Raw genomic sequence first — 26578 nt, 5'->3', positions numbered from 1 at the left:
GCGGCGTGGGGGCGCGCACGGGGATGGCGGGGCAGGGCGGGGAGGCGCTGGAGCTGGCGCTGGGCCTGCTGCGCGCGCCCGCCTTGCGCACGTCCCTGCGCACGCGGGCCCTGCCCGAGGGCATCGGCGAAGTGCTGGCGGTCGCATCGGGGTCTTCCGAAGCGGCCCGTGAGGCATCCGCCCGCACCGGCCACCCCGAAGCCGAACTGGTGGAAGCCTCGCGCTTCTACATCCAGCAGGTGCTGCTGGCCGAAGGCGCCGACGCCTACCGCAACCTCGGCGCCGCGCCCGACGCCCCGCAGGCCGTGCTGCGCCAGCACCACCACCTGCTGATGCGCTGGCTGCACCCCGACCGCAGCGAAGGCGCCCAGTGGGACTCCGCGCTGTCGACCCGCGTCAACCAGGCCTGGAACCACCTCCGCACCCCCCACGCCCGCGCCACCTACGACGCCACCACCCCTCCTCCAACCCCGCCATCCGCTCCCCCTGTAGGAGCAGCTACAGCTGCGACTGTCCCCCCCATCCCCTACACCCACCTCCCACCCCCGACCCCCATCCCCACCGGCCCCATCGCCGTCGCCTTCCTCACCATCGCCTGCCTCGCCCTGGCCTGGCTGGCCCTGACCCGCGAAGACCGCCTGGACGCCCTGCGCGACGCCAGCCACGTCCCCGCGCAGGGCATCGACGTGAGCGCCCGCATGGCCGCGCCCCTGCCGCGCGTGCTGGCGGAGGTGGACGTGCGTGCGCCTGCGCCGCGGGAGGCCTTGCAGGCGGCAGTGGCGGCAGTGGCGGCGGAGGAACCGCAGCTGGTGCAGCTGCCGGAAGCCGAAGAGCAGACGCTGATGCAGCTGCGCGAGGCCGAGGAGCAGACGCTGATGCAGCTGCCGGAGGCCGAGCACGGTCGGCTCCAGCCGGCCCCCGTCGCCATCGAATGGAGTGATCGCAGCGGCGCAGCCACAGTCGATCCCAACCCCACCCCTGTAGGAGCAGCTATAGCTGCGACCCGCCCCAAGACCACCGCCCAGGTGGAAGAGGACGGCGTTGGGGAACAGGTCGCAGCTATAGCTGCTCCTACAGGGGCGGGCACGGCGGACCCGGTCCGCCTCTTCCGCGACGCCGAGACGGCGCTCGATAGCGTCACCACCTGGTTCGCCTCCGCGGGCGGCGCCGAGCCCTTCTGGCTCGACCTCCCCGTCAGCATCGAAGCCGCCGCCCTCCGCCAGAACCTCCAGGCCCGCCACCCGCCTGCCGCGCGCAGCCGCATGACCGTCGTCCAGCCCAACTGGACCCTCGGCAGCGGCACCGCCTCGGTATCCGGCGCCTACCGCCTCGGCGGCCGCCGCGGCACCGTCGAAACCGGCGTGCTCAGCGTCCAGCTCGCCCGCCGCGGCGAACACTGGCGCATCGCCCACCTGCACCTGGAGCCCGCGCGATGAGCGCCGTCCGCTGGATCGCCTTCGCCGCCCTGGTCGCCGCCCTCATCGCCACGGGCGTGGCCCTCGTCACCACCCGCCACGACCAGCAGCGCCTGCAGGACGACCTCGCCGCCGCCCGCGCCGCGCTCGAGGCGGGCGACGGCCCGCGCGCCGCCGCCATCGCCCGCGACGTGCTGGCGCGCGAACCCGCCCTGGGTCGCGCCTTCGGCCTCATCGCCCGCGCCGAAGACGGGCAGGGCGGCCCGGACGCGACGCGTGCCCGCTACGAAACCGCCGTGCGCCGCGCCCCGCGCGATCCCCAGGTGCGGGGCTGGCTCGCCACCGACGCGCTGCAGCGGGGCGACTTCGCCGCCGCCGCCGACCAGCTCGATGCGCTGCTCACCGTCGCGCCCGCGCAGCGCAAGCCGCTGCTGGAGCTGATCGCCCAGCTGGCCCAGGACCCCGCGTTCGCCGACGCCCTGGCCACCCACCTCGTGCAGCGCCCGCAGTGGCGCAGCGCGATCCTGCGCGCCACGACCGCCAGCAAGCTGCCCGACGCCGCCGACAACCTGCACGGCGCCCTGCGCGCGCACGGCGCCCTGGACGCCCAGGACACCGCGCGCTGGATCGACGGCATGCTCCGCGACGGCCGCTGGGGCAGCGCCTATGCCCGCTGGGCCAGCGGCCTCGACGGCGCCCCCGCGCGCCTGCCGGTGCCGTGGAACGGCGACTTCGGACGCGCACCGTCCTCGGCCGGGTTCGACTGGCGCGTGCGCCGCGTGCCCGGCGTGCTGTTCGACCGCATCGAAACCGGCGAGGGCCGCCACGCCGCGCGCCTGCGTTTCCTCGGCCGCCCGGTGGCCAACACCGGCCTCGAAGTCCCGCTGCTGCTGGCGCCGGGCGAACACGTGCTGCGCCTGCGCGCGCGCACCGAAGGCCTGCGCTCGGACCAGGGCCTGGAATGGCGGCTGACCTGCAGCGACGGCCGCACCGCCATCGCCAGCGGCGCCCGAGTGCGGGAGGCGCGCGACTGGGTCGCGCTTGAACTCGCCTTCACCGTGCCGGAAGGCGAGGGTTGCGAAGGCCAGTGGCTCCGGCTGGTGAACCCTGCGCCGCGTGGCGTCGCCCAGACCCTGCGCGGCGAAGTGCACTACGCCGATATCCACGTCGGGACGTGAGCTGGCACGGTTATTGCGGTAGAATTCACGCCGTTGACCGGCGAACAAGGACGCTCACCCCCATGCCACTGCGCCAGACCCTGATCGGCTTCGGCCTGACCCTCGCCATCGCGCCCCTGGCCGTACAGGCCCAGGAGCCCGCCGCGGCCCCCATCGGGCTGCAGGTCGATGGCGGATCGGTCCTCGTCAGCACCGGCGGCGAGTTCGTCCAGGCCGTGCCCGGCCAGGTCGTCGCGCCGGGCCACCGCGTGATGGTGGCGGAGGGCGGCAAGGCCTCGCTGGCCTACGGCAACGGCTGCAGCAAGGCGCTGTCCGAGCCGGGCGTCTACACCGTCAGCCCCGATTGCAGCGTGGCCACCACCGGGCGCAATGTCAGCACCGGTACCGTGGTCGCGGGCGTGGTGGGCGGCGTGGCCGTGATCGCCGCCGTCGCGGGCGGCGGCGGCAGCGACGATCCCAGGCCGGTCAGTCGCTGAAGGCTGAACGGGGTACCGTCACGCAATTAGCACATTCGTCTGTTAAAACAGGCACATCCGGCGTGTCGCAGCTTGCATCGGACCCATCGGTCCCGTAATGTTTGTCGCACTGCAGCATCCGCTGGATCCTCACGTCGTCAGGGAAGAAAGCCATGAAGAAGCCCCATCTGTTTGTCCTCGCCCTGGCCGGTGCGCTTTGCACCGCGCCCGCGTTCGCCCAGGACGGTGGCGCCGCCACGCTTCGAGTCGACATCGGCAGCGCCATGGTCAGCAACGGCGGTGAGTTCGTCTCGGCATCCTCGGGCACCCAGGTCACGGCGGGCAGCCGCGTGATGCTGGCCGAAGGCAGCCGCGCCACCCTCGTCTACCCGAACGGCTGCACCCAGCCGCTCTCCAGCGCCGGCGTGTACGGCGTGCCGGCGACCTGCGTCGCCGCTGCCGGCAGCTCCGGTGCCGGCGCCGCCACCGCGGCCACTGGCGTCGACGGCGGCGGAATCGCCATCGTCGCGGGCATTGCCGCGGCCGGTGCCGCGGGCCTGGCCTCGATGGACGATGTCGAATACGTGGAGCCGCCTCCGGTCAGCCGCTGACCACTGGCGGATTGACAGCAGGATCGACGGGACGGGGCCACCCCGTCCCGTTTTTTGTTGAGGCAAGGACACCCGATGCGCGGCGCGGATGCCGACCACCACCACGGCGGGCACACCCATGACCTCCAGTCCCGCGCCGGACTGATGGCGGCGTGCGCGCTGCTGGTGCTGTGCGTGGTGTCGGGGGGCAGTTCGCAGGAATCGGGCGCGGGCGTATTCGCCGCCCAGCTGCTGGCGCTGCCGTTGCTGGGCTGGGCAGGCTGGCGCCTGCTGCACGCCACTCCCCGCGCCGCGAATCCACATCGATATGCATGGCTCGCATTCGCCGGCCTGCTGTTCGCCATTCCCGTCCTCCAGTCCGTCCTGCCGGCCGGGATGGCGGGAGGCGAGGGCCGGACGGCGCTTGCCGCCGACCTGGGCCGGTTCGGCGTCGAAGCGCCGTCGCGCTGGTCGCTGGCGCCCGCGGCCAGCCTGGCCGCGGCCTTCCACCTGCTGCCCGCGCTTGCCATCTTCGCCATGGCCTTGTCGCTGCCTGCTGCCGCGCAGCGCCGCCTGGCGCAGCTGGTCGTCGCGCTGGCCGTTGCCAGCCTGGTGCTGGGCGTCGCCCAGCTCGGCGCACCGCAGGAAAGCGCGCTCAATCCCTATCCGCAGTGGGCGGCGGCGATGAACGGCTTCTTCGCCAATCCCAACCACCAGGCCACCCTGTTGGTGGTGGCGGCCACGCTGGCCTGCGCCCGCCTGGCGATGGTGGTGGGTGCCTGGCGTCCCGGCCGTCCGCACCGCGTGACGCACGGCGTGGTCGCGGCCCTGGTGATGCTGCTGGCGGCGGTGGCGCTTCCGCTCACCGGCTCGCGCGCGGGCGTGGTGCTGCTGATCCTGTCCTGTGCGCTGGTGGTCGCGGCGCACTGGCCGGCCTGGCGCGGCGGCGTGCGCAGCCGCGCGGTGCTGGTGGCGAGCATGGCCATCGCCGCCATCGCGCTGTTCCTCGCGCTCCGCTGGATGCAGGTCGAAGCCATCGACGAGCTGCGCGGCCCGCTGCGCGCGCTCACCGGCGAGATCGCCGCGCGCTACGCGCCCATGGGCGCCGGCATGGGCAGCTACGTGCCCCTGTTCGAGCAGGAGGCGCCGCGCGAGCTGCTGATGGCGAACTACGTCAACCATGCGCACAACGAGTACGCACAGTGGTGGTTTGCCGCCGGCGCGCCCGCCCTGCTGGCGATGGTGCTGGGCAGCATCGCCTTGGCACTGACCTTGCGTATGCTGCTGCGCCAGCCTGCACAGCTGCGCGGACTCGGCGTGACCGCCCTAGTGGCGCTGGGCGCGATCCTGGCGCACTCGTGGGTGGACTACCCGCTGCGCACCCCGGCCATGCTGGCCGTGGCGGCCGCGCTTGCGGGCATCGCGGTGGGGCAGGCCATCCGCGACGACGGCACACATAATGGCGGGAGGCGCCACGCAGGCGCGGCCGCCATCGACAGATCACAAAGGGGTATGACACCGTGACGCAGACGTTCCCGTCCAAAGAAGACACCCGCATCGCCGTCGTGGGCCTGGGCTATGTCGGCCTGCCGCTGGCGGTCGAGTTCGGCAAGCAGTACGACACCGTCGGCTTCGACATCAACACCGCCCGCGTCGCCGAACTGCGCGAAGGGCGCGACAGCACGCTGGAAGTGGAGCCGGAGCTGCTGGCCGAGTCCGCGCGGCTGTCGTTCGCCGACAGCCTGGACGACATCCGCGGCTGCAACGTCTACATCGTCACCGTGCCCACGCCCATTGACAGCGCCCGCCGCCCGGACCTGACGCCGCTGCGCAAGGCCAGCGAATCCCTCGGCCAGGTGCTGGCCAAAGGTGACACCGTGGTCTACGAGAGTACCGTCTACCCCGGCTGCACCGAGGAAGTGTGCGTGCCGATCCTGGAGCGCGTGAGCGGGCTGAAGTTCAACCAGGACTTCTTCGTCGGCTACAGCCCGGAGCGCATCAACCCGGGCGACAAGGAGCACCGCGTCACCACCATCCTCAAGGTGACCAGCGGCAGCACGCCTGCGGCCGCGAACTTCGTAGACGCGCTGTACGCCAGCATCATCACCGCCGGGACCCACAAAGCCAGCAGCATCAAGGTGGCCGAGGCCGCCAAGGTGATCGAGAACACCCAGCGCGACCTCAATATCGCGCTGGTGAACGACCTGGCGATGCTGTTCAACAAGCTCGGCATCGACACGCTGGAAGTGCTGGAAGCCGCCGGCACCAAGTGGAACTTCCTGCCGTTCCGCCCGGGCCTGGTGGGCGGGCACTGCATCAGCGTGGATCCGTACTACCTGACCCACAAGGCGCAGGAAGTGGGGCACCACCCGGACGTGATCCTGGCCGGCCGCCGCACCAACGACGGCATGGGCCAGTACGTGGCCAACGAGGTCATCCGGCTGATGGTGCGCAACGGTATCAACCCCGTGCGTGCGCGCATCCTGATCTTGGGGCTGGCGTTCAAGGAGAACTGCCCGGACCTGCGGAATACTCGCGTGGTGGACATCATTGGCGCGCTGCAGGGTTACAACGCGCGCGTGGATGTGTGCGACCCGTGGGTGGATGCGGGCGAGGCGAAGCACGAGTACGGGCTGAGCCTGTGCGCGCCGGGCGAGGGCGAGTACGACGCCATCATCGTGGCGGTGGGGCACGAGGAGTTCCGGAAGCTGGGCGCGGCGGGGATCCGCGCGCATGGCAAGCCGGGGGCGGTGCTGTATGACGTGAAGTATGTGTTGCCGCGGGAAGCGGTGGACGGGCGGTTGTAGGGACATTTCGATCGTGCATGATCTGCCAGACCAGCGGCGCCTCACGTCGCGTCCGTCGATGTCGATCTGCGGCAAGTTTTTGGCGCGCTTGTCAGGATCGGGTGCTTCCAGGAAGGTGTTCAAGGCGAGCGCTGCCGCACTGGTGGTGAAGTGCGCAGGCCTTGGTATCAGCTTTGCCCTGACACTGGTTCTGACCCGCGCTCTTGGTGTTACGGGCTTTGGTGCGTACTCGTTGGCTATCAGCTGGGTGTTGTTGTTCGCGGTTCCGGTGCAAGCCGGCCTCGTCGGTGTCGTGGTGAGGGAAACTGCCGGCTACAAGGCGGTGGGCGACTGGTCATCCGCAAAAGGTCTGTTGCTGCTAGGCAATGTCACCTGCTTCATTGTGTCGGTGTCGTCTGCGTCAGTCTTCGCTCTGTACTGGACGCAAGTTGAGGTCTCACAGTCGGGCCTCAGTAGCGAGATCCTGATCTGGATTGCCCTGTTGGTTCCGGTCTACTGCCTGTCCGCGTTGCGGTCAGCAGTTTTGCGCGGTCTGGGGCGAGTCACCGAAGGGCTGGCCCCCGAGCAGGTGCTGAGGCCAGCGATGCAGCTTGCCGTGATCATCTTCATCGTTTCCTTCCTTGATAAAGGGCTGGATCCGGAAACCGCACTAAGGGCCCATTTCATTGCAGCCGTGACAACGTTCGTCGTCGGAGTGGCGCTCCTTCTCAGGGCGACACCTTCCGAAATCAGGGGGGCGACGCCTGCCTATCATGCTTGGAAGTGGTTGAAGCCAATGCTGGCATTCGCACTTGTGTCCGGGTTTGGCAGCATCCTGCAGAGTCTGGTAACCGTCATACTCGCGGCGAGTGCTTCGACACAGGATGTCGGGCTGCTCAAGGCGAGCCAGCAGCTAGCCATGTTGTCCGGCTTGGTGGTTCTAGCTGTCAACTCTGCGGCAGCGCCTCATGTCGCGAGTTTGCTTCGTCTGGGTGAGCTCCAGGAGCTGGCGCGCCTGCTTCGCCGATTCGCCAGGATCATGTTCATTGGAACCTTGGTCCCTGCCGTGGTCCTCATGATCTGGGGCGGTGAAGTGCTCTCCTTCCTGTTCGGCGAGGATTTTGCTAAGGGCGGCACGACACTGCTGGTGACTACAGTCGGTCAGGTACTCCTTTCAACCCTTGGTCTCGTCGGCTTGACGCTGAACATGGCGGGATTCGAGCGCGATACCCTCGCTTGTTGCGTGATCGCGATGGTCATCGCCATCGCCAGTGCATTTCCCTTGACGACGGAATTTGGCGCGGTTGGTGCGGCGTTGGCAATCGTTATCGGGCAGTTCGTCATGCAAGGACTGCTGTTAAGGCGGCTGAAGAGCCGTGTCGGCATCTCGTCCTCGGTTCTTCCTGGAGCGCGCCATGGTGAATGATCCCATTGATTCCCTTGTTGTATTCAGGGTGGGCGGTAGGGAATTCTTGTCGAGATTCTTTCGGAAGTGGGTGACCAAGGCACTTACGCGCAGGCGTAACTCGTTGAACAGTCACAAAATCGCCTGTATCCCAGGGGATGACATCGGAGATAATCTGATCGCGCATGGCTGGTACGAGGACATGTTGCTGCGCGCCATCTTCGATGGTCTCTTGAGGAACGAGCGCGACCAATTCCTCGCCGGTGTGGCCCTCGACGTTGGCGCAAACATCGGGAACCACTCGATCTGGTTCTCAAAGCTGTTCGCCCGGGTCGTCGCTTTCGAGCCGAACCCGATCTGCTGGCGGATCCTGGAAGCGAACCTGTTGCTAAATGACATCTCGACCGTCGTGTTGGTGCGGTCGGGGTTAAGTGATCAGAATGCGCGCGCCAGTTTCTACATGAACGGCGAAGGGAACATCGGGAATTCCGGCGTTAACGCCGATCTCGTAAAGAATGCCAGCACAAAGTTTGAGGTTGATCTGGTGGTCGGCGACGTCGCTCTGAACCAGGACGTCTTGGGGAGCCTCCCGGTCAGGCTCCTGAAGATCGACGTCGAAGGACACGAGATCTCCGTGCTCAAGGGGTTGTCCGGGGTCCTTCGCGAGCATCATCCAATCGTACTGTTCGAATCCCACGGGGCTACCGGTGCGACGGGGAGCGACGAAGTGGTTCGTTTCCTGAAGGAGCACGGGTTTGGGCACTTCTACGTGATTGAACGGGATCGCCCTCAACTCGCCAGCAAGCTTCTGCGGGGCATCCGAAGGGCATTCAAGGGCGAGAGGCTGATCGCGCGGAGCGTGGCGCGTCCCGAGGACCGACCGCATGGGCTGGTGATCGCCAGCTGCAGAAACTTGATTGCAACGGGGGATCAGGATCGCAAGGAAGTGACGCTATGAGCCAGGTGCAATCTCAGAAGGTGGCAGAAGATTTCGTGATTCGGGAGCTTGACCGCAGCGACGACGTCATCGAAGCAGTGTTCGCGATCTGCTCTGGGGCCTTCACCAATGTTTCCTTGGATAAGCTGCGTTCTAACTGGTTGAGAAGCCATCCCGGTTCGACTTTCCTGGGAGCCTTTCATGATGGAAAGCTCGCTGCCGTGAATGGCTTCCTTGCCCATCCCATCATGATCAAGGGCACGCCTTCTTTCGCCTTCCAGTCATGCTGGAGCGCGACAAAGCCCGATTATCGCGGGAAAGGCCTGTTCACCAGGATCATAAACGAAGCCAAGTTGCTGCTCGCTGGGCGATGCGCATTCCTCTGTGGGTTCCCGAATGCGGTTTCTGGGCCAATCTTCAGCGGGAAACTCGGATTTCACTCAGTGCCCATGGTCCGCAACTTGATCTGGGTTCGCGGCACGGAACAGGCGCTGCAGGCACAGATCGACATCGGTCGCTGGTTCGCTGGTCTGGAGAACGACAACCTCATTAGGTTTGACCAGTATGCAATCTCGGACTGGAAGCTTGCCGAGGGCGGAGGTCACGTCGCGGTGGAGCACAATACGAACTTCATCTGGGGCAGAGTGGGCGTGCGCCGCATCGCGGGCGTAAAGTTCAAGGTTCTCCTTGCAGGAGGAGTTGAACTGAACAAGCCCCAGCTTTTTGGACGGCTGATGCAAGAGGTGAGGAAGGCGTCTGGAGTTTCCATTGTCCGCTTTGTGTCTGCCAGCGGAAGCCTAGTCGATGAAGCATCCCGTTGGACGCGCCATGGCGACAGGACAGAACCGTTCATCTTCTTCCCGGTTGACAGCGAAATTGACGGGCTGGACTTTGACGCCCATACCGGCATGAAGGATGTTTATTGATGCTGTCCCATGTCGTCGATTCTGTTCTTTTGGCCGCAGCCGGCGCCGGTATCCAGCCGCTTCTCGGCGTCGGGTTCGTGCCGGTGTTGCATGTCGAACGTCTACAGGATGACGACAGCTTTGCCCGCGTTCTGGAATTCTGCCGCACCTACGAGGTGATGACGTCGCGCAGGGCGATCTCGACTGTCATTACGCCGCTTGCGCCAATCCTGGCCAATGAGCTCCTGAGCGTTGGGTTCTCCCATCAGGCGTATATGGGCCGCATCGCGGCCGTCGCAGAACACTCGGACATTGGCCTCCATGGCCACTTTCTCAGATGTCCCGTCGAGTCGCGGCGCCCGGTGCACAACTACTGGAGCGATTCCGGGCTTGTCGCAAAGCAGATGCGCGAAGAAAGCAGCTGGCTCGAGACACACGGACTGATGCGGACACGGGTTTACTCAGGTGGGTGGTGGCATCTGAACAGATCCGTCGTCGCTGCGCTCGTAGCGAACGGGTTCGAATTCGACTTCACTCCGTCGGTAGGAAGGTACAACGACAGTCCAACGGCACGTTTTCATAGACGTGGTAGCCCGAACCCCGCGTTGTTCGAGATGGCTCCTGGGTTGCACGGTGCCTGGGCGGTGTCTGGAATCTGTGGATCCCCACGGATTTCTGCCGTGCCCCGCAGAACTTTGGCAGCATTCGGGGGGGGCGTGCGAGGGGCGGGACGAGTGGTGACACTGTACAGCCATGATTGGGACATGGACGTGCCGTCCGCGGTTCGAACGCTCCAGGACCTTCAGTCGCACGGAGCCCATTTCCTGTCCCTCGGTGAACTGGCTTCGATGCGTGCTGTGGGCTCAACCACCAAGGAGCGGTGACGTGATCGCGGGAGGAGGAACGACGCGGCCTCTGCGAATCGCAGTGGTCCTCCCCGATCTCCGGCCCGGGGGGGCGGAAAAGTTGCATGTGCTCCTGGCTGCCGAGTGGTTGCGGTTGGGTTTCTCGGTCAATTTCGTACTGCGGCAGAGGCGGGGCGCGCTTCTGGACCAACTGCCACAAGGGGCTGGCGTTGTGGACCTGAGGGCGCGTCGCGTAAGGAACGCAGTTCCGGCGCTGGCGAGCTATTTGCGAAGTAACCCGCCAGACGTGCTCCTGGTCGCAATGTGGCCGCTCACGACGGCGGCGGTCCTCGCTGGATGGCTGGCGCGATATCGAGGACGCCTTGTCGTCAGCGATCATTCGCCGCTCTCACTGGCGTACGCGGGGCGAGGCTGGTGGCATCGTCTGTTCCTCAGGAGCAGCATCCGCCTTGCGTACGCAAGAGCCGATGTGCGCATCGCCGTGACCTCCGGCGTCGCCGACGATCTGGCAACCCTTTCCGGCCTGGACAGGCGTCTGTTCCGGGTGATCCACAACCCTGTAGCTGGGGAGGGGGCAGGGTCGCGCAACCTGGAGCTGCCGGCGCTTCTCAGGCCAAGATGCGGGCCGGTCATCCTGACCGTCGGGACGCTTAAGAAGGTCAAGCGTCAGGATCTGATCATCAGTGCCTTCGCTCGCATCAAGCCGTCATTCAACGCCACGTTGTGCATCGTGGGTGATGGCCCCGAACGGAATCGCCTGGTTTCACAAGCCGCCTCCGCTGGCCTGGGAGGACGCGTGGTGTTTCCGGGCCACGTTTCCGACCCGGCGCCGTGGTACGCGCATGCCGACGTCTTCGTTCTGGCTTCGAGCTACGAAGGGTTCGGGAATGTCCTTGTCGAGGCTATGGCTCACGGCCTCGCGATCGTCAGTACGGATTGCCCCGTCGGGCCGCGGGAAGTCTTAGCCGGTGGGCGCTACGGGCGACTAGTCCCAATCGACGATGCAGGAGCGCTCGCGAACGCCATCGAGGAGGTACTGGAAGCGCCGCCGGACCCAGGGCCGGGAAGGGAGTGGGCCCGAACGTTTGCACCGGACGCGGTGTCCATGCATTACGTTTCGGCAATGATCAACACCAACTTGCAGCTTGCTGGGGAAGATTCTTGATAGCTCAAGCTGGAACCGCGACGCCGTTTCCCCCGTCGGCAACGTCCCTGGTCCGAACCTTCCACGGCATGAACTTCATGCGTGGTATCGCGGCAATCGCTGTCGTCGTCTTTCATGGGGATATGCTCTTTGGCCGCCAACTTGTTGAGTCGGGATACTGGTTGATGCGTGGCATAGTAGAGAAGCTTGGTCCGGAAGCTACTTTTGTTTGCGGCGTCGCTCTTGTTTTAGTTCTTCCAGTCGCATGCGTGGTTGCCGAGAGGAAGTTCGATCTTCCCCTCAGGCGTAGAATCGGTCGCTGGATTACGGGCCGGGCCGGGTGATGCTGTCATGAGCGTTGGCGTTCTTCTCATTTCATATACCGGCCTGCTGGAGCCGCTTGGTCAGTCGCAGGTACTTGCTTACCAGGAGAACCTAGCCTCCGAAAGACCGGTGCATATCCTCAGTTTCGAACGCCCCATCGACCTTGCCGATCGAGCGAAGGTAGAGGCCGTTCGGCGCCGTATACGTGCAGCTGGCATCCACTGGCATTGCCTCCGCTACCACAAGCGGCCGTCGACGCTGGCCACGCTTTGGGACATCGGCTGGGGCGCGGCATTGGGCATTCGGTTAGCCAGGCGTCACGGCCTCGGCATCGTGCATGCGCGCAGCTACGTCGCTGGGATCATGGCGTTGCTTGTCAAAAAGGCGGTTGGTGTTCGTTTTCTGTTCGATATGCGTGGCTTCTGGGTCGATGAGCGAGTTGACGGTGGGTTGTGGCCTCGGAATGGCCGGATGTATCGCGTTGCGAAGTGGTTCGAGCGCAAGCTGCTTATCGACGCCGACCACGTTGTGTCCCTGACACATGCTGGGGTGACTGAGATGGCCGGGTTCGATTACCTGCAGGACCGCGCACCGCCCATGTCCGTCATTCCCACCTGTGCGGACCTAGCGCGCTTCAGTCCGGTAGCAGACAGCAAGGACGAGCCGTTCACCCTCGGCTACGTGGGATCCGCCGGCACTTGGTATCTGTTCGACGCGGCCGTTGCTGCTTTCGGGGTGGTGCGGCGGCTTCGTCCGGATGCACGGTTCCTTATCATCAATCGGGATGCGCACGCCTATATCCGGGAGCGGCTCGACGCTGCCAGAGTTCCGGAGGACGCTGTCGAGCTGATGCAGGCATCCCACACGGAAGTGCCTGCACAGATGCGGCGGATGCATGCCGGGGTGTTCTTCATCAAACCGGTGTTCTCCAAGCAGGCGTCCGCGCCCACCAAGCTTGCCGAGTTCCTCGGCTGCGGGATCCCCTGCCTCTCGAATACGGGGGTCGGAGACATGGCTCAGGTTCTCGTAGGTGACCGGGTCGGAGTCGCCGTGGATGCTATGGACCCCGCAGGACTGGAGTCCGGCGTATCGGCGTTGCTGGATCTGTGCGGCGAGCAAGACGTGGCCGAGCGGTGCGTCGCCAGTGCGCGCCGGCATTTTTCCCTGGACGAGGGCGTGAAGCGCTATCGAACGATCTACGAGGCGATGGCAAGTGGTTGATCCGGCATCCCTCCGCGTACTGTTCCTCACCCGATACCCGATCGCCGGAGCTTCCAGTCGTTACCGGGTGCATCAGTACCTGGCGTATCTCGAGGAGTTCGGGGTCCAGTGCGAGGTGCAGTCGTTCATGGATGATGCGTTGTATGCGTTGAGCTTCTCCCCCGGTCGAACAGGGAACAAGCTCGTGCGGACCTTCGTCGCCGTGCTCCGCCGATTGTGGGTGCTGCGCCGGCACCGACGATACGATGCGATCTATATGCAGCGTGAGTTGCTTCCGTTCGGTCCCCCTTGGCTCGAACGCTGGCTGAAACGTTCTGGCGCACGGCTAGTCTTCGACTACGACGACGCGCTGTTCATCGCCAAACCCAGCCGCTACAACCCGCTGGCAAGCCTCTTTAGGGCGCCGGGTAAAGTTCGCGATCTGTTCCAGTTGGTTGACCTGGTGGTTGCCGGCAACAACTGGTTGCGGGACCAAGCGGTCGCGCATGGCGCGACAGCAGTCACGCTGGAGGTGGCCGAGGATGCCAGCCGCTTCAGTGGGCCGACAACCAAAGCACCGGGCGAGCAGATTGTGATTGGCTGGCTGGGCTCTACTTCCACCGTTAAATACCTGCGGCTCATTGAGCCGGTGCTGCAGGACGTCGCCCGTCGCTACCCGCACGTAAGATTCGAGTTGATGGGCGGTGGGGACTTCGCAATGAAAGGCGTGCCCTGGACCCTCCTGCCCTGGTCGTTGGGCGGCGAGGTCGAGGCGCTCGATCGTTGGGACATCGGACTCATGCCTCTTCCAGAGGAGGACTGGGCGAAGGGTAAATCCGGCGGTAAGGCGCGTACCTACATGGCGGCCGGCGTGGTTCCGGTATGCACAGGCATCGGCTACAACTTGGAGCTCATCCACCACGGGGCGACCGGACTGTTGTGCCGGACACCCGATGACTGGGCCTCTGCCTTGGCGCTGCTCGTCGATCAGCCCGCGGAACGCGCCGCTATGGCAGTCGCGGCACGCCGCGTGGTGCAGGAGCGGTTCGCGCCCCGTGTCATCGCTGGTCAGATGTCCACATTGCTGAGGACGGTCGTCACGGATGGGCGGTTCGGTAAGGGAAGCGCCTGATGCACGTCTACTTGTTGGTCTACCTACTGGCCGCCGGATCTGCCTTCCTCGTCCGATCACCTCGGCGGAGTTGGCACCTGGCGATCCTGACCGGTGTTTTCCTTGCGCTATTTATCGGTACTCGGCATGAGGTCGGCTGCGACTTTACTGCCTACGCCGCGCGCTACGAGTCTCTGTATCCCGCTACTGTTGGCTGGCTTCAGGGTTTGCAGATGGGGGAGGGCGGCTTTCACATCATCAATATCCTGTCGCGGGACTTGGGCTGGGGGTTCCGTGGCGTGGTGATGCTTTGTGCGATCCTGTACGCGTGGGGGCTGGTCCGTTTTTCGCGATTGGCCCCGAGGCCGATGGCATTTGTGGCGATCGCCATCCCCATCCTCGTGGTGCAGCTGGGTATGTCGGGCATGCGGCAGGCCACTGCAACGGCCCTATTGATGCTCGCCTACGTTGCATTCACCCAGCGTCGGCAGTGGCTCACCGCTGGCTGGATTGGGCTGGCGTTCCTGTTCCATGAATCCGCCATCGCGTTCCTGCCCATGGCTCTTCTTGCACGTCGACAAATCTCGGCTAAGTACTTGGTAGTGGGCGTGATCCTGCTTGCGCCGCTGGCTGGCATGCTGTTGGGCGAGCGGCTCGATGTCTACAGCGCCCGTTACGTGGACCAGATCTATGGAGAGAACTCCGCTGGTGGCGCATGGATTCGCTACGCGATCGCGGCAACTCCCCTTTTTCTGTGCTGGTGGAAGCGAGGGAAGGTGCAAGCGGCGTTCCCCACGCTTTATCCGCTCTTGTGGATTTTCATGCTGATCACGATGGCACTGGTCTTGGTTGGTGGCGTCTCGAGTGTCGCCTTGCACCGCCTGACTTTCTACGTGCTTCCGGTAAGCCTATTGGCCCTGCTGTGCGTGGTGGAGTGCGCGTTCGCGCCCACCAGTCGGCGGCTTGCGTGGGGGATCCCCTTTGCGATGTATGGGCTCTATATCGTGTCCTGGTTCACGATGTCGCGCCACGGGACGAGTTGCTATATCCCCTATCAGAGCTGGTTGCTGCAATGAGCGTATCGATCGATGTTGTAGTGCTTGGCAGTTCTCCGACAGGGCTCTACGCGGTGCGCGAAGCGTCGCGGGCAGGACTTCGGGTTGGGGTGCTGGATACTGCCCCTGGATGTGCTTTCAGCTCTAGGTTCGTGTCCATTCGACATGTGCTTGGAACCGATGGGCTCGTTGACTGGTTGCGCGCGAATGCGAGAGATGGCCGTCGACCATTGCTTATTCCCACCAGTGATCAGTGGATCGAGAGGGTGATGCTAGCCGCTCCCCATATCGCTGAACATGCGCAGTTCTTCTCTGCCTACACCGGACTGGCTGAGTCGCTTCTTGACAAGCAGCGTTTCAATGCGTTGTGCCACCAGCACGGCGTCGATACACCTGGTGTTTGGCAGGCGGACGGTCGAGAATCCCTTCGCGCTTTGGGTGATGCGATTCCCTTTCCCTGCATTCTCAAACCGGCGCTTATCCACCGGGCGCGCCATTACTTGCAAGGCAAGAAGGTACTGCTGGCGAGAACTCGCGGGGAGTTTTTCTCTCACGTTGATGCTATGCCGGAGGAGTTAGGCGGATGGTTGGTGCAGGAGATCATCCCCGGTGCGGAATCTGAGATCACGTTGTTCGGAGGATACATCGCGCGTGACGGGGAGCCGCGGCAGGTTTTCACTGGGAGGAAGCTGCGGCAGTACCCTTCGGGCTTTGGCTCTGCCTCGCTCGTGACTAGCCAGCCTTGTCGTGAAACCTTAGATCTCACCCTGCGGTTTCTGGACAGGATTGGGTTCCATGGCATCTGCGGTGCTGAGTACAAGCGCGACCCGCGCGATGGGCGCCTCAAGATGATCGAGATCAATCCGCGGCCAACCCTGTGGTTCCAGATCACGCATGATGCCGGCTGCAGGATCATCGAGGCTGCCTTGCGGGATATGACCGACCAGCCCGTTCTGAACGAGTCAGAACCCAGCCAAGACGTTCTTTGGCGCTATCTCTTCAAGGATGTTGCGTCATCGGGGTTCTATCGGCGGACCCGGAATTTCATCTTCCCTTCGCCGGACATCTCGAGTGCAGGCGCGGCGGGAAAGCGTAGCTGGCCGGTGTTCCAGGCCCGGGATCCCGTTCCTGCACTGGTGGAACCATTCGGGTTCGTGCGCAAGGCTCTGGAGCGCTGGGCATGAGACTTTTGATCGTCAATGCTGACGACTTCGGGCTAAACGCGGCGGCCAATGCCGGCATCATCGAGTGTTTCCGAGCCGGTAGCGTTTCCAGCACGACCCTGATGGCCAACACGCCCGGGTTCGCGGAGGCGGTAACGCTCGCAAAGGCCAATCCAGGGTTGGGCGTCGGCCTGCATTTCAACCTCACATGGGGCAAGCCGCTCCTCGGCCTCCCTGCCGTTCTCACGCTCGTCGACTCGGCCGGGAACTTTCGCGACCGCGGTCGACTTGGACGACAGGCATTGGCCGGGCGGTTGCCGCAGGACGCCGTTGAGCAGGAGTTGGAGGCACAGTTTCAGCGTCTCCGTTCACACGGCTTGCGCGTCACTCATGTGGATAGCCATCAACACGTGCACGCGTTTAGCCCGGTCTTCTCGGCCGTGGCTAAGCTTTGCGCACGCGAGCGGATCCCGATGCGCGTGCCATGGGTTGCATCTGGCCAAGCTGGCAGCTTGGCAAGACGGGCACGCCGTGCCGTGCTTGGCGCTGCCTTAGGGACATCCGTGCGGCGTTGGCGCGGTCGAGTACGCTGGAATGACGGGTTAGGGAGTGTGTTCGATCTCGGAGGCGCAGGCGGCCATCTTTCCATCGCGAATTACAGAGAGATCCTGAAGAACGCGCCGCCTGGTGTTTTTGAGCTTATGGTCCACCCGGTCACGAGCGCTGCAGCAATGGAGGGGTATACGAGGGTCGGGGCGGTCGGTGAGGCGGAGTATCGGTGGCTTCGCCGTGGGGAACTGGGTGAGCTTGCGCGGTCACTCGGTTTTCGTATCGGAAGCTACGACGACCTGCCCGCATGAAGCTCGTCCTCTTCGCCAACACCGACTGGTACCTCTACAACTTCCGCCGCTCACTCGCCCTGGCGCTGCAGCAGCGTGGACACGACCTGCTGCTGATCTCACCCCCCGGCCCCTATGGCGAGAAGCTGCGCGCGCTCGGCTTGCGCTGGGAACCGGTTCCGATGAACCGTCGCAGCCTCAACCCCCTGCGCGAAGTCAGGCTCTTGGCGTGGCTGGTGTCGCTGTTCCGCAAAGAGCGCCCAGCGCTGGTCCACGGCTTCACCATCAAGTGCGCCGTATACGGCGCGCTTGCCGCGCGGCTGGCGGGTGTGGCGGGCCGCGTCAACGCGGTGGCCGGCATGGGGTACGTCTTCATCAGCGATTCGCCCAAGGCCCGGCTGCTGCGCCCCGTCGTGCGCGCGCTGCTGCGGCTGGCCCTCGGCGGACAAGGTGCGCGGCTCGTCCTGCAGAACCCGGACGACGTTGCACTGTTCGCGCAGGCGGGTCTGGTGGATCCTGCACAGGTGCGCCTGATCGCGGGTTCCGGGGTGGATTGCGGGCGCTTCCTGGTGCGTCCGTCGGCGCCGGCCGGCCGGCCGCTGCGCGTCCTGCTCGCCGCGCGCCTGCTGTGGGACAAGGGACTGGCCGAGTACATCGCCGCCGCCCGCCGCCTGCGGGACGAGGGCAGGACGATTGAGTTCCTGCTGGCCGGCGATCCGGATCCCGGCAACCCCGCCGCCGTGCCCGAGACCACGGTGCGCGAGTGGGTGGCCGATGGCACCGTCGAGTGGCTCGGGCACGTGGACGACATGCCCGCGCTGTTCGCGTCCGTCGACATGGTGGTGCTGCCGAGCTACCGCGAGGGCCTGCCCAAGGGCCTCATCGAGGCCGCGGCCTGCGCGCTGCCGCTGGTCACCACCGACGTGCCCGGGTGCCGCCACGTCGTGACCGACGGCGTCGACGGGCTGCTGGTGCCCGCGCGCGATGCGGATGCGCTGGCGCGGGCGATCGCGCGCCTGCAGGACGATCCGGAGCTTGCGACCCGCCTCGGCAAGGCCGCGCGCGCCAAGGCGCTGGCGGAATTCGACGAGAAGATTGTGATCGAACGCACCCTTGCCGTGTACCGCGAGCTGCTGCCCGCGTCATGACCGGGGCCGACCTGCTGCTGGCCGTGCTGGCGCTCGGCGTCGCGATCCTCCTGGGACGTGGCAGCCACCCGCTGGTCGCGGCCCTGCTGGTGGCATCCGCGCTGGCGGTCTCCGCGGTGCTGTTCCTGCCGACGGCCATGCTCGCGGGCCTGGTCGGCATGGAGCGCGTCCACGGGTGGTACGACCTCACGCGCGCGACGCCGCTCGATCCGCCGGAGTGGGTCCATCTGATCGTTTTCGGCTGGCTCGGGTTCCTGCTGTGGCTGGCCCGCCGGGACATCCGCAACTGGCGCGGGGTGGCGCTGGTCGCCGCGCTCGGCGTCGCCGCGGAGCTGTCGCAATGGCTGACCGACGGGCGCCAGCCCAAGGTCGAGGACGCGGCGCTGAATGTGCTGGGCGGGCTGGTGGGCGTCTTGCTCGGGTCGGTGTGCTGCGTGGTTGCGGCGAGGGCGCGCCGCGCGAGTGAGGGGAAGGGCGGGTAAGGGGGAAAGCTGGCGCGAGAATTGCTTAAGATGGCTGCGTCGGACCCACGGATGATGCACGGCTTTCAATGACCAGGCGCCCGCTTCTCAACAAGCGCATCGAACAGCTTGAAGACATGGTGCGGAACGTCGACGAAGGGACCCATCCGTGGTCCCTCGACCAGATTGCCGCCGAACTGCGGTACCGGCGGGTGCCGAGAGCCCAGACGCTCGCACGCAAGGTCGAGCGCCTGCAGAAGCGGGCCAAGGGCGGCACCCTCGTGGCAAACACCCCGCCGGATGCAGCATTGGAGCCGGCCCCGGGGATACCGGCGACCGGAATGGAAGACGTGATCGAACCGGCGGAAGCGTCGGCTGAACAGGGGGACCCCATGATCGTGACGCGGTTGCGCGAGCTGCTGGACTTCGTCAAGCAGACGGCTTTGCTGCGTGGACAGCCTCCACGCACCATCGAGCAGCACGACGATTTCCGGCGCTATGCGGGCGAACTGTCGGGTCTCCCGGGCATCAGCTTTCCTGCGCGAGACGGCGACCACGACGAGGTGTGGATCCGCGTCGAGCGCCTCCGGGAGACCGAACCCCCACCGCCAAGCGACCGGTTGTTGCGGGCAGTCATCGCGCAGTCGACCAATCCGGCAGCAGTTCCGGTACTGCAGAAGCGCCTGTCGAAGGAACGCGCTGTCGAGCTGGGCCTGACACTGCCGGAGCCGGGACAAGACGCGCCAACCGACTTCTTCACGCTGGACGCGCTTGGAATCAGGGAAGAGGCGGACATCCAGTTGGCGGCCTATCTCCGCGGCACCTGGCAGCCGTGGGCGGCGGAGGAGAAGACCCGGCGCCGGAGCATTGCTCTGTACGCGGACCTGTTCGCGTTGCACCAGAAGCTGCAAGGCAACATTGTCGAATCCGAGCTGGAGCTGGTGATGGGCATCGGCGTGGCGGTCTGGGACTGCCCTGGCGGGCCCATTCGCTATCCGCTGATCACCAAGCTGGCCGAGCTTTCGGTGGATGGGGACGACCACGCGATCAGTGTTCGGCCTCGCCTGCTCGAGGCCCGGGTGGAGCTCGATCTCTACCGGGTGATGGAGTTGCCGCGGGTGGCCGATGTAGCCCGGAGCGGCAAGGAGTTCCTCGCCTCGCTGGAGGCCAGCGTCAATCCGTTCGAGGCCAGCACGTTCGAGCCGGTTCTCAAGACCGCGAGCGGACTGCTGGACGGACGGGGTACGTTCGTCCAATTGGACTTGGCCGGTTCCGGCGCGAAGCTCCCGCCGCCCACGGATCAGCTCGTGGTGACGAACACCTGGGCGCTGTTCGCGCGGCCGCGAAGCAGAAGCCTCTTCGTGCATGACCTGGAGCGGTTCGAGACCCTGCTGCAGCAGGACGTGCACCTGCTGCCGCCGGCGATCGCTTCCATCGTGTCGGATCCTGGAACCGAGGTCTCGGACCTGCCCCTCCAGGCCTATCGTGGCCTTTCCAATATCGACTGGAACGCCGGGAAGTCGGAGCGGGCGCGGGATCTCTACTTTCCGATGCCGTACAACGACGAGCAGGTCCAGATCGTCCAGATGCTCGACGCCTACGATGGCGTGGTGGTGCAGGGGCCTCCGGGCACTGGCAAGACCCATACGATCGCCAACGTCATCTGCCACTACCTCGCCAACGGAAAGCGGGTGCTGGTGACGTCGATGAAGGACCCGGCGCTCGCGGTGCTGCGGGACAAGCTTCCGGACGATATCCGTGCCCTCGCAATCAGCCTCCTGAGCAGCGAAGCCGACGGGATGAAGCAGTTCGAGCACGCGATCGCAAGGATCTCCGCCGAGGTGGCGAGGATCAACCGTCCGGCAGAGATGAAGGCGGTCCAGCGCCTGGACGCGGAGGTCGACCAGACCCACGCCAGGATTGCGGCCGTGGATGGGGCCATTGCGAAATGGGCGCGCAAGAACCTGGAGCCCGTGGTGATGGACGGCGAGGAGATCCGTCCCGTGGACCTTGCCCGCGAGGTCGCGACGGACATGGCGGCTGCCACGCTGATTCCTGATCCGCTCACCCCCCAGGACATGCACCGGCCCGGGTTCGACGATGAGGACATCGTGGCCCTGAGGGACGCCCGCAGGCGGCTGGCCGATGACATGGCGCTGGTGCGGGAATCGCTTCCGAAGGTCGAGGCCTTCCCGTCCACGGACAGGCTGATCCAGGCGCACGCTGATCTGTGCCGCCTGGCCGAGTTGAACGCGCAGGTGGCGTCGGAGGAGGTGCCAGCGCTGCGTGATGCCGAGCAGCAGACGATCGAGGCGGCGCTCGTGGCTGCCGCGAAGGCCGAAGCGCTGCTTGTGGAGCGCGCCGCGGTCGACGCTGTAGGGGATGACTGGCTGTCCCGCCTGGAAGCGCGCGTCCGACAGGTCGGCATGACGGAAGGGCTCCTGCCGGTCTTCGATGCACTGGGCGGTGAGGTCGTCATTGCGCTGGAAGAGAGGGCGCGGCTTCTCGCCAGACCGGTGGAGATCCCGGACGAGGCCCTGGCCGATGCCGAGGTCGTCGCCGGCATCGGGAATCTTGCCAAGGGGCAGCGTCCCTTCGGTGTCGCCGGGCTGTTCGGCAAGTCGGCCGGGAAACAGCGGCTCGGCAGCATCCGCCTGGAGGGCATGGCGCCGGCAACCCCCTCGGACTGGGCGCACGTGGCGCGCCACGTGGCCCTGCTGCAGGACCTGACGCGTCTGCTGGCACGGTGGAACGCGCTGGTGCCGGACCTGGGGATTCCGGCGATCGCAACGGTCCACGCGTTCCCCACGCGTGCGGAAGACGTCATCAAGGGGTGGCGGAAGATGCTCCGCGTCGTGCACGGCGAAGCCGAGCTGCTCGGGCTGCTTGTCGACCTTTTCCCGGCGTGGGCAGACCGGCCGCGGGTACCGCTCGACCAGGACGGGATCGCCGGTGTCCGCCAGGTCCTCGAGCACAACCTGACGCGGAATCGCCTGGCCAGCATCTGGCAGGTCAAAGACGCATTCCTGGGTGCGCTCGATGGCGCGCACGGTCGACTGGTGGGGCGGATCAGGCAGTTCCTCGAGGAACGCGTCGGTGCTGGGAGCGTGGACGAGAGCACGCTCAGGTCGGAATGGCTCGCGATCCTGGAGGAGCTGCGACGCTGCCATAGGCTGCTGCCCGCCGTGGGGACGGTGTCCGCGACGACGCAGCTGATCGCGGCCAGCGGTGCCGTGCGGTGGGCGGAGCAGCTGAGGCACGATCCTCCGCATCCGCAGCATGACCCGCTCCTGCCCGACAACTGGCGGCAGTGCTGGAGGCTGCGCCGCCTGTTGAGCGCGGTGCAGGACATGGACGGGCGGCAGGAGCTCGAGCGGCTGAGCCGGGAGCGCGCGGATTTCGAATCAGCGCTCGCCAGGCTGTACGAGGAGGCGGTGGCGCGCCGCACGTGGCTGGAGATGGCCCGGAAGGCCAGTCCCGCGGTGCGTTCTGCGCTGGAAGCGTATCGCACGGCCATCAAGAGGATCGGCAAGGGGACCGGCATCCGCGCCCCGCGTTTCAGAAAAGACGCTCGCGAGGCTGCCGACAAGGCCAGTCCAGCCGTGCCCTGCTGGATCATGCCGCACTACAGGATCTGCGAATCCCTTCCGGTGGAGCTGGGCGGCTTCGATCTGGTCATCATCGACGAGGCGTCGCAGTCGGACCTGACCGCCCTCCCGGCGATCCTGCGTGCAAAGAAGGTGTTGATCGTCGGCGACGACAAGCAGGTTTCGCCGGACGGCGTCGGGATCGATGCGGCACGCGTGGGCGCGCTGATGACCCAGCATCTCCAGAACCAGGTCGACATCTACCGGGCGCAGATGTCGCCGGACCGTTCCATCTACGACCTGTTCAAGGTGGTGTTCGCCCAGGGCGCCGTGATGCTGCGCGAGCATTTCCGCTGCGTGGAGCCGATCATCGAGTACTCGAAACGGGAGTTCTACGACCATGAACTGAGGCCGCTGCGTGTTCCCAGGCAATCCGAGCGGCTGGATCCTCCCCTGGTCGACGTCCACGTGCTGGATGGAGCGCGTGGAACCGGCAAGACGAACCGGGCGGAAGCGCAGTTCATCGTGCGCGAGATCGGCCAGATCGTGGCCGACCCGGCGATGGCGACCAAGACGATCGGCGTGGTTTCGCTGCTGGGCAGCGAGCAGGCCAAGCTCGTTTGGGACCTGGTGAACAGCGAGCTCGGCGAGGCGGTGGTGGAGCGCCACCAGCTGGCATTCGGCGACGCGCGGACGTTCCAGGGCAAGGAGCGCGACATCATGTTCCTGTCGATGGTGGTCTCGGACCGTCCCGCGGTTGCGTCCGAGCATTTGTTCGCGCAGCGGTACAACGTCGCGGCGTCACGCGCGCGGGACCGGATGTATCTGGTGCGCAGCGTCGCCCTGGAGGATCTAAGCCCGAACGATGTGTTGCGACGGCGGCTTATCGAGCACTTCCGCGCTCCCTTCGCCCAGAACGAGGAGGAGGCAGTCGATCTGCGGTCGCGCTGCGAATCCCCGTTCGAGCGGGAAGTGTTCGACGAGCTGGTGCAGCGTGGCTACAGGGTGATTCCGCAGGTGCGGGTCGGCAGCTATCGGATCGACATGGTGATCGAAGGCGAGAACGACGCCCGCCTGGCGGTCGAGTGCGACGGCGACCGGTATCACGGCCCCGACCAGTGGGAACACGACATCCGTCGCCAGCGCGTGCTTGAGCGGGCCGGGTGGACGTTCTGGCGTTGCTTCGCTTCCAACTTCGTCCTGCACCGCGCTGATGTCGTGGAGGATCTGTTGGCGACCTTGCGGCGCCATGGTATCGAGCCTTTGGGCGCCGCCGCGGCTTTCCGTAGCCTTCATGCGCGGTCCATGACGTTCTGTGCATTTGATCCAGATGCGGGTGTTGAGGTGGACTCGGATACCCTCGTGGCCTCCTGACGCGCGAGACGATCCGGGTGCTGGCCGCATTTTCGATCGGGATGATTGCCTTGAGGCAAGCGCACCGCTTGCTGGATTATCCCGATCGGGAACAGCAAGGCTGCCCCGGTCTGATGACGGACCCATTGTCCCGTACGGGTTCATCTGTGGTGCTGGCCGATGCCGGCCCTCTGGGCGGTGCCGCGCGCCAGGCCCGCAAGGCCTACGGCCTGGCTCAGCCCGATCTGGCCGGTCTTCCCGGCACCGGCCCCCGCTTCATTAGCGAGCTGGAGCGTGGCAAGGTCAGCGCCGAGCTGGACAAGGTGCTGGATATGCTCGCCGTGCTCGGCCTGCGCCTGCTTGCGGGGGTGGACTCATGATCGAGGAAACCCAAGCGCTAGCGTTCACCCGCACAGGTGCAGTATCGAGGCGAATGTGACCTCGATCGCCTATCGCAATCCGCCATGTGCTACTCCGCCCTCGTCCACGCCGAAATCCGCAAACTCGAACGCACGCTCGGCGTCAAGATCGACCCCGACTGGTACGTCGAGGAATTCTGGATCCGCAAGGGCAAGGACCCCGGCAAGCGCCCCAGGATGCCCCGCGTCGTCGAGCGCGAAGCCATGGCGCTCGCCCCCGCCAGCATCGCCGCCGCCATCGCCGCTGCCGACCAGGCCGAGATCGACCAGCTCACCCAGCTGGTCTTCGCCCAGCGCAAGCGCGTCGCCGACGCAGAGCGCTCGCTGCAGGCGCGCGAGACAAAGAAGGCCCGTGACGACATTCGCATCGGCACCGGCAAGGTCGAGGCCGCGATGCGTCGCCTGGACGAACTCCGCGCGCCGACCGCCGACGCCGGTCCCGGCCGCATCTATCCCGGTTACTGGTGCCCGGTGGTCATCCGCGAGCGCGGCCGCTACGTGGCGCGCCTGATGCGCTACCAGTGCCGGCTGCCCGACTGGACCGAGGCCATCGAGCGCCGATACCCCGGCACCTACAACGCCCGCCGCGACAACCTGGAGAAGTCCTGGGGCAAGGTCTTCGGCCACGGCCACGGGGTGATGGTGGCCAGCGCCTTCTACGAACACGTCGACCGCGGCGGCCACGACCAGGTCCTCGAGTTCCGGCCCAGCGACGGCCGCGACATGATCGCGGCCTGCCTGTGGACGCGGACCGCGGAGGCGGACGGCTCGGAGCTGTACTCGTTCGCCGCCATCACCGACGCGCCGCCGGCCGAGGTGGCGGCGGCGGGGCATGACCGCTGCATCGTGCCGATCAAGGCGGAGCACCTGGAGGCGTGGCTGACGCCGGACCCCGGCAACCTGGCCGCGCTGTACGCGATCCTCGATGACCGGGAGCGGCCGTATTACGAACATCGCGAGGCGGCCTGACCATGGAAGCGCGGGACATCTGATGGCGTCCGGCCGTGGGGCCGGTTGACGTTGGTGTAGCTGGAACCCCCGCATCGTCCGATGCCTTCCGGCCTACGCAATGCTCATCGACATCATCGCGGGCGCGCGCCCGAACTTCATGAAGATCGCGCCGATCATCCAGGCGCTCGATGCCCGCCGGGCCCAGGGGGGGCGGCTCCGCCACCGGCTGGTGCACACCGGCCAGCACTACGATCCGCGGATGTCGGGGGACTTCTTCGAGCAGCTCGGGATCCCGGCGCCGCAGGTCAACCTGGAGGTCGGCTCCGGCAGCCAGGCCGAGCAGGCCGCGGGGATCATGGTCGGCTACGAGCGGCTGCTGCTGGCCGAGCGCAGCGCGCTGTGCCTGGTGGTCGGCGACGTGACCTCGACCATGGCCTGCGCGATCGCCGCCCAGAAGCTGCACGTGCCGGTGGCGCACGTGGAGGCGGGCATCCGCTCGGGCGACTGGGGCATGCCCGAGGAGATCAACCGCATGGTGACCGACGCCATCACCAACTGGTTCTTCACCACCAGCGAGGTGGCCAACGCCAACCTGCGCGCGGCCGGGGTGGGCGCGGAGCGCATCTTCTTCGTCGGCAACACCATGATCGACACGCTGCTGGCCAACATGGACCGGCTGCGCGCGCCGGGCTTCGCGGCCGCGCAGGGCCTGGAGCCGGGCGGCTATTTCGTGCTGACCCTGCACCGGCCCTCGAACGTGGACGCGACTGGCACCTTCGCGGCGCTGCTGGCGGCGATCGCCGAGGGCACGCGCGGCATGCCAGTGGTGTTCCCGGTCCACCCGCGCACCGCGAAGACGCTGCGCGAGTTGCCGGGCTTCCCGCCGTCGATCCGGCTGGTGGATCCGCAGCCCTACCTGGAGTTCAACTGGCTGGTGAAGCACGCGAAGGCGGTGATCACCGACTCGGGCGGCATCACCGAGGAGACCACGGTCATGGGCGTGCCCTGCATGACGCTGCGCACCACCACCGAGCGGCCGGAAACCATCACCACAGGCACCAACGAACTGCTGGGCACCGATCCGGCGGCGCTGAAGCCGGCGCTGGACCGGCTGTTCGCGGGACAGTGGAAGCGCGGCGCGATCCCGGAAAAGTGGGACGGGCGCACGGCGGTGCGGATCGTGGCGGAGCTGGAGCGGCTGCTGGGCGTGGCGGAGGTGGAAGGGCAGCGGGTGCTGGAGGCCGTCTGATCACGGCGCAGGCGTGATTCAAAGCGGAAGGGTGGAA

General features: G+C 66.1%; 22 protein-coding genes. All 22 read left to right on the top strand.

The genetic code is table 11. The annotated features are described in order from the left end of the window. The first annotated feature begins 5 nt into the window (after positions 1-5). The 22 genes from H9645_RS09855 (at position 6) to wecB (ending at position 26541) form a co-directional block, all read left to right on the top strand. Positions 6-1436 carry a J domain-containing protein gene (locus H9645_RS09855; RefSeq protein ID WP_191729535.1) on the top strand — a complete coding sequence of 477 codons (1431 nt, stop codon included), beginning with the start codon at positions 6-8 and terminating at the stop codon, positions 1434-1436. After that, on the top strand, positions 1433-2593 hold the full coding sequence (locus H9645_RS09850) for a hypothetical protein (RefSeq protein ID WP_191729534.1): 1161 nt from the start codon (positions 1433-1435) through the stop codon (positions 2591-2593). The genes H9645_RS09855 and H9645_RS09850 overlap by 4 nt, the downstream gene beginning before the upstream one ends. A 62-nt stretch (positions 2594-2655) precedes the next feature. Further along, positions 2656-3069: a hypothetical protein gene (locus tag H9645_RS09845; RefSeq protein ID WP_191729533.1), complete on the top strand. Its 414-nt coding sequence runs from the start codon at positions 2656-2658 to the stop codon at positions 3067-3069. A gap of 152 nt (positions 3070-3221) precedes the next feature. Then, positions 3222-3659 (top strand): hypothetical protein, encoded by a 438-nt coding sequence (locus H9645_RS09840; protein WP_191729532.1) that lies wholly within the window; start codon positions 3222-3224, stop codon positions 3657-3659. A 75-nt stretch (positions 3660-3734) separates the two neighbouring features. Then, a complete protein-coding gene (locus H9645_RS09835) occupies positions 3735-5162 on the top strand; it encodes an O-antigen ligase family protein (protein WP_191729531.1) in 1428 nt (475 codons plus the stop codon). Then, complete coding sequence (gene tviB, locus H9645_RS09830) at positions 5159-6445, top strand: Vi polysaccharide biosynthesis UDP-N-acetylglucosamine C-6 dehydrogenase TviB (protein ID WP_191729530.1); 1287 nt, start codon at positions 5159-5161, stop codon at positions 6443-6445. Before H9645_RS09835 ends, tviB begins: the two co-directional genes overlap by 4 nt. Positions 6446-6458: 13 nt before the next feature. After that, positions 6459-7850 (top strand): oligosaccharide flippase family protein, encoded by a 1392-nt coding sequence (locus H9645_RS09825; RefSeq protein ID WP_191729529.1) that lies wholly within the window; start codon positions 6459-6461, stop codon positions 7848-7850. Further along, the gene (locus tag H9645_RS09820) at positions 7840-8787 is read left to right on the top strand and encodes an FkbM family methyltransferase (RefSeq protein WP_191729528.1); all 948 of its coding nucleotides are present in this window, start codon (positions 7840-7842) and stop codon (positions 8785-8787) included. Before H9645_RS09825 ends, H9645_RS09820 begins: the two co-directional genes overlap by 11 nt. Beyond that, positions 8784-9692, top strand: a complete 909-nt coding sequence (locus H9645_RS09815; RefSeq protein ID WP_191729527.1) for a GNAT family N-acetyltransferase — start codon at positions 8784-8786, stop codon at positions 9690-9692. Before H9645_RS09820 ends, H9645_RS09815 begins: the two co-directional genes overlap by 4 nt. Then, positions 9692-10555 (top strand): hypothetical protein, encoded by an 864-nt coding sequence (locus tag H9645_RS09810; protein ID WP_191729526.1) that lies wholly within the window; start codon positions 9692-9694, stop codon positions 10553-10555. Before H9645_RS09815 ends, H9645_RS09810 begins: the two co-directional genes overlap by 1 nt. After that, positions 10506-11702 (top strand): glycosyltransferase, encoded by a 1197-nt coding sequence (locus H9645_RS09805; protein WP_318240529.1) that lies wholly within the window; start codon positions 10506-10508, stop codon positions 11700-11702. The genes H9645_RS09810 and H9645_RS09805 overlap by 50 nt, the downstream gene beginning before the upstream one ends. 330 nt (positions 11703-12032) lie before the next feature. Beyond that, positions 12033-13226 (top strand): glycosyltransferase, encoded by a 1194-nt coding sequence (locus H9645_RS09800; protein ID WP_191729524.1) that lies wholly within the window; start codon positions 12033-12035, stop codon positions 13224-13226. After that, positions 13219-14337, top strand: coding sequence for a glycosyltransferase family 4 protein (locus H9645_RS09795; RefSeq protein WP_191729523.1), 1119 nt, complete (start codon positions 13219-13221; stop codon positions 14335-14337). The genes H9645_RS09800 and H9645_RS09795 overlap by 8 nt, the downstream gene beginning before the upstream one ends. After that, entirely contained in the window at positions 14337-15392 is a 1056-nt protein-coding gene (locus H9645_RS09790) for an EpsG family protein (RefSeq protein ID WP_191729522.1), read from the top strand. The genes H9645_RS09795 and H9645_RS09790 overlap by 1 nt, the downstream gene beginning before the upstream one ends. Next, entirely contained in the window at positions 15389-16555 is a 1167-nt protein-coding gene (locus H9645_RS09785) for a carboxylate--amine ligase (RefSeq protein WP_191729521.1), read from the top strand. The genes H9645_RS09790 and H9645_RS09785 overlap by 4 nt, the downstream gene beginning before the upstream one ends. After that, complete coding sequence (locus H9645_RS09780; protein ID WP_191729520.1) at positions 16552-17394, top strand: carbohydrate deacetylase; 843 nt, start codon at positions 16552-16554, stop codon at positions 17392-17394. The genes H9645_RS09785 and H9645_RS09780 overlap by 4 nt, the downstream gene beginning before the upstream one ends. After that, on the top strand, positions 17391-18521 hold the full coding sequence (locus H9645_RS09775) for a glycosyltransferase family 4 protein (protein ID WP_191729519.1): 1131 nt from the start codon (positions 17391-17393) through the stop codon (positions 18519-18521). The genes H9645_RS09780 and H9645_RS09775 overlap by 4 nt, the downstream gene beginning before the upstream one ends. Next, the gene (locus H9645_RS09770) at positions 18518-19003 is read left to right on the top strand and encodes a VanZ family protein (protein ID WP_191729518.1); all 486 of its coding nucleotides are present in this window, start codon (positions 18518-18520) and stop codon (positions 19001-19003) included. The genes H9645_RS09775 and H9645_RS09770 overlap by 4 nt, the downstream gene beginning before the upstream one ends. Before the next feature lie 68 nt (positions 19004-19071). Further along, positions 19072-23943 carry an AAA domain-containing protein gene (locus tag H9645_RS09765; RefSeq protein WP_191729517.1) on the top strand — a complete coding sequence of 1624 codons (4872 nt, stop codon included), beginning with the start codon at positions 19072-19074 and terminating at the stop codon, positions 23941-23943. Positions 23944-23960: 17 nt separating this feature from the next. Then, positions 23961-24302, top strand: coding sequence for a helix-turn-helix domain-containing protein (locus tag H9645_RS14220; RefSeq protein ID WP_225218166.1), 342 nt, complete (start codon positions 23961-23963; stop codon positions 24300-24302). 84 nt (positions 24303-24386) lie between these two features. Continuing rightward, entirely contained in the window at positions 24387-25310 is a 924-nt protein-coding gene (locus H9645_RS09755; RefSeq protein ID WP_191729516.1) for an SOS response-associated peptidase family protein, read from the top strand. 100 nt (positions 25311-25410) lie between these two features. After that, a complete protein-coding gene (gene wecB, locus H9645_RS09750) occupies positions 25411-26541 on the top strand; it encodes a non-hydrolyzing UDP-N-acetylglucosamine 2-epimerase (RefSeq protein WP_191729515.1) in 1131 nt (376 codons plus the stop codon). The last annotated feature ends 37 nt before the right edge of the window (positions 26542-26578 follow it).

This window comes from Luteimonas colneyensis (assembly GCF_014836665.1).
Classification (GTDB): Bacteria; Pseudomonadota; Gammaproteobacteria; order Xanthomonadales; family Xanthomonadaceae; genus Luteimonas; species Luteimonas colneyensis.
Note: the sequence above shows the minus strand (reverse complement) of the source record. Positions and strands in the feature narration are given on the sequence as shown.

What these genes read in the sequence shown, in the direction of transcription:
- H9645_RS09850 (WP_191729534.1), top strand. Translation starts at nt 1,433, where the DNA reads ATGAGCGCCGTCCGCTGGATCGCCTTCGCCGCCCTGGTCGCCGCCCTC.
- H9645_RS09845 (WP_191729533.1), top strand. Translation starts at nt 2,656, where the DNA reads ATGCCACTGCGCCAGACCCTGATCGGCTTCGGCCTGACCCTCGCCATC.
- H9645_RS09840 (WP_191729532.1), top strand. Translation starts at nt 3,222, where the DNA reads ATGAAGAAGCCCCATCTGTTTGTCCTCGCCCTGGCCGGTGCGCTTTGC.
- H9645_RS09835 (WP_191729531.1), top strand. Translation starts at nt 3,735, where the DNA reads ATGCGCGGCGCGGATGCCGACCACCACCACGGCGGGCACACCCATGAC.
- H9645_RS09820 (WP_191729528.1), top strand. Translation starts at nt 7,840, where the DNA reads ATGGTGAATGATCCCATTGATTCCCTTGTTGTATTCAGGGTGGGCGGT.
- H9645_RS09815 (WP_191729527.1), top strand. Translation starts at nt 8,784, where the DNA reads ATGAGCCAGGTGCAATCTCAGAAGGTGGCAGAAGATTTCGTGATTCGG.
- H9645_RS09810 (WP_191729526.1), top strand. Translation starts at nt 9,692, where the DNA reads ATGCTGTCCCATGTCGTCGATTCTGTTCTTTTGGCCGCAGCCGGCGCC.
- H9645_RS09800 (WP_191729524.1), top strand. Translation starts at nt 12,033, where the DNA reads ATGAGCGTTGGCGTTCTTCTCATTTCATATACCGGCCTGCTGGAGCCG.
- H9645_RS09790 (WP_191729522.1), top strand. Translation starts at nt 14,337, where the DNA reads ATGCACGTCTACTTGTTGGTCTACCTACTGGCCGCCGGATCTGCCTTC.
- H9645_RS09785 (WP_191729521.1), top strand. Translation starts at nt 15,389, where the DNA reads ATGAGCGTATCGATCGATGTTGTAGTGCTTGGCAGTTCTCCGACAGGG.
- H9645_RS09780 (WP_191729520.1), top strand. Translation starts at nt 16,552, where the DNA reads ATGAGACTTTTGATCGTCAATGCTGACGACTTCGGGCTAAACGCGGCG.
- H9645_RS09775 (WP_191729519.1), top strand. Translation starts at nt 17,391, where the DNA reads ATGAAGCTCGTCCTCTTCGCCAACACCGACTGGTACCTCTACAACTTC.
- H9645_RS09770 (WP_191729518.1), top strand. Translation starts at nt 18,518, where the DNA reads ATGACCGGGGCCGACCTGCTGCTGGCCGTGCTGGCGCTCGGCGTCGCG.
- H9645_RS09765 (WP_191729517.1), top strand. Translation starts at nt 19,072, where the DNA reads ATGACCAGGCGCCCGCTTCTCAACAAGCGCATCGAACAGCTTGAAGAC.
- H9645_RS09755 (WP_191729516.1), top strand. Translation starts at nt 24,387, where the DNA reads ATGTGCTACTCCGCCCTCGTCCACGCCGAAATCCGCAAACTCGAACGC.
- wecB (WP_191729515.1), top strand. Translation starts at nt 25,411, where the DNA reads ATGCTCATCGACATCATCGCGGGCGCGCGCCCGAACTTCATGAAGATC.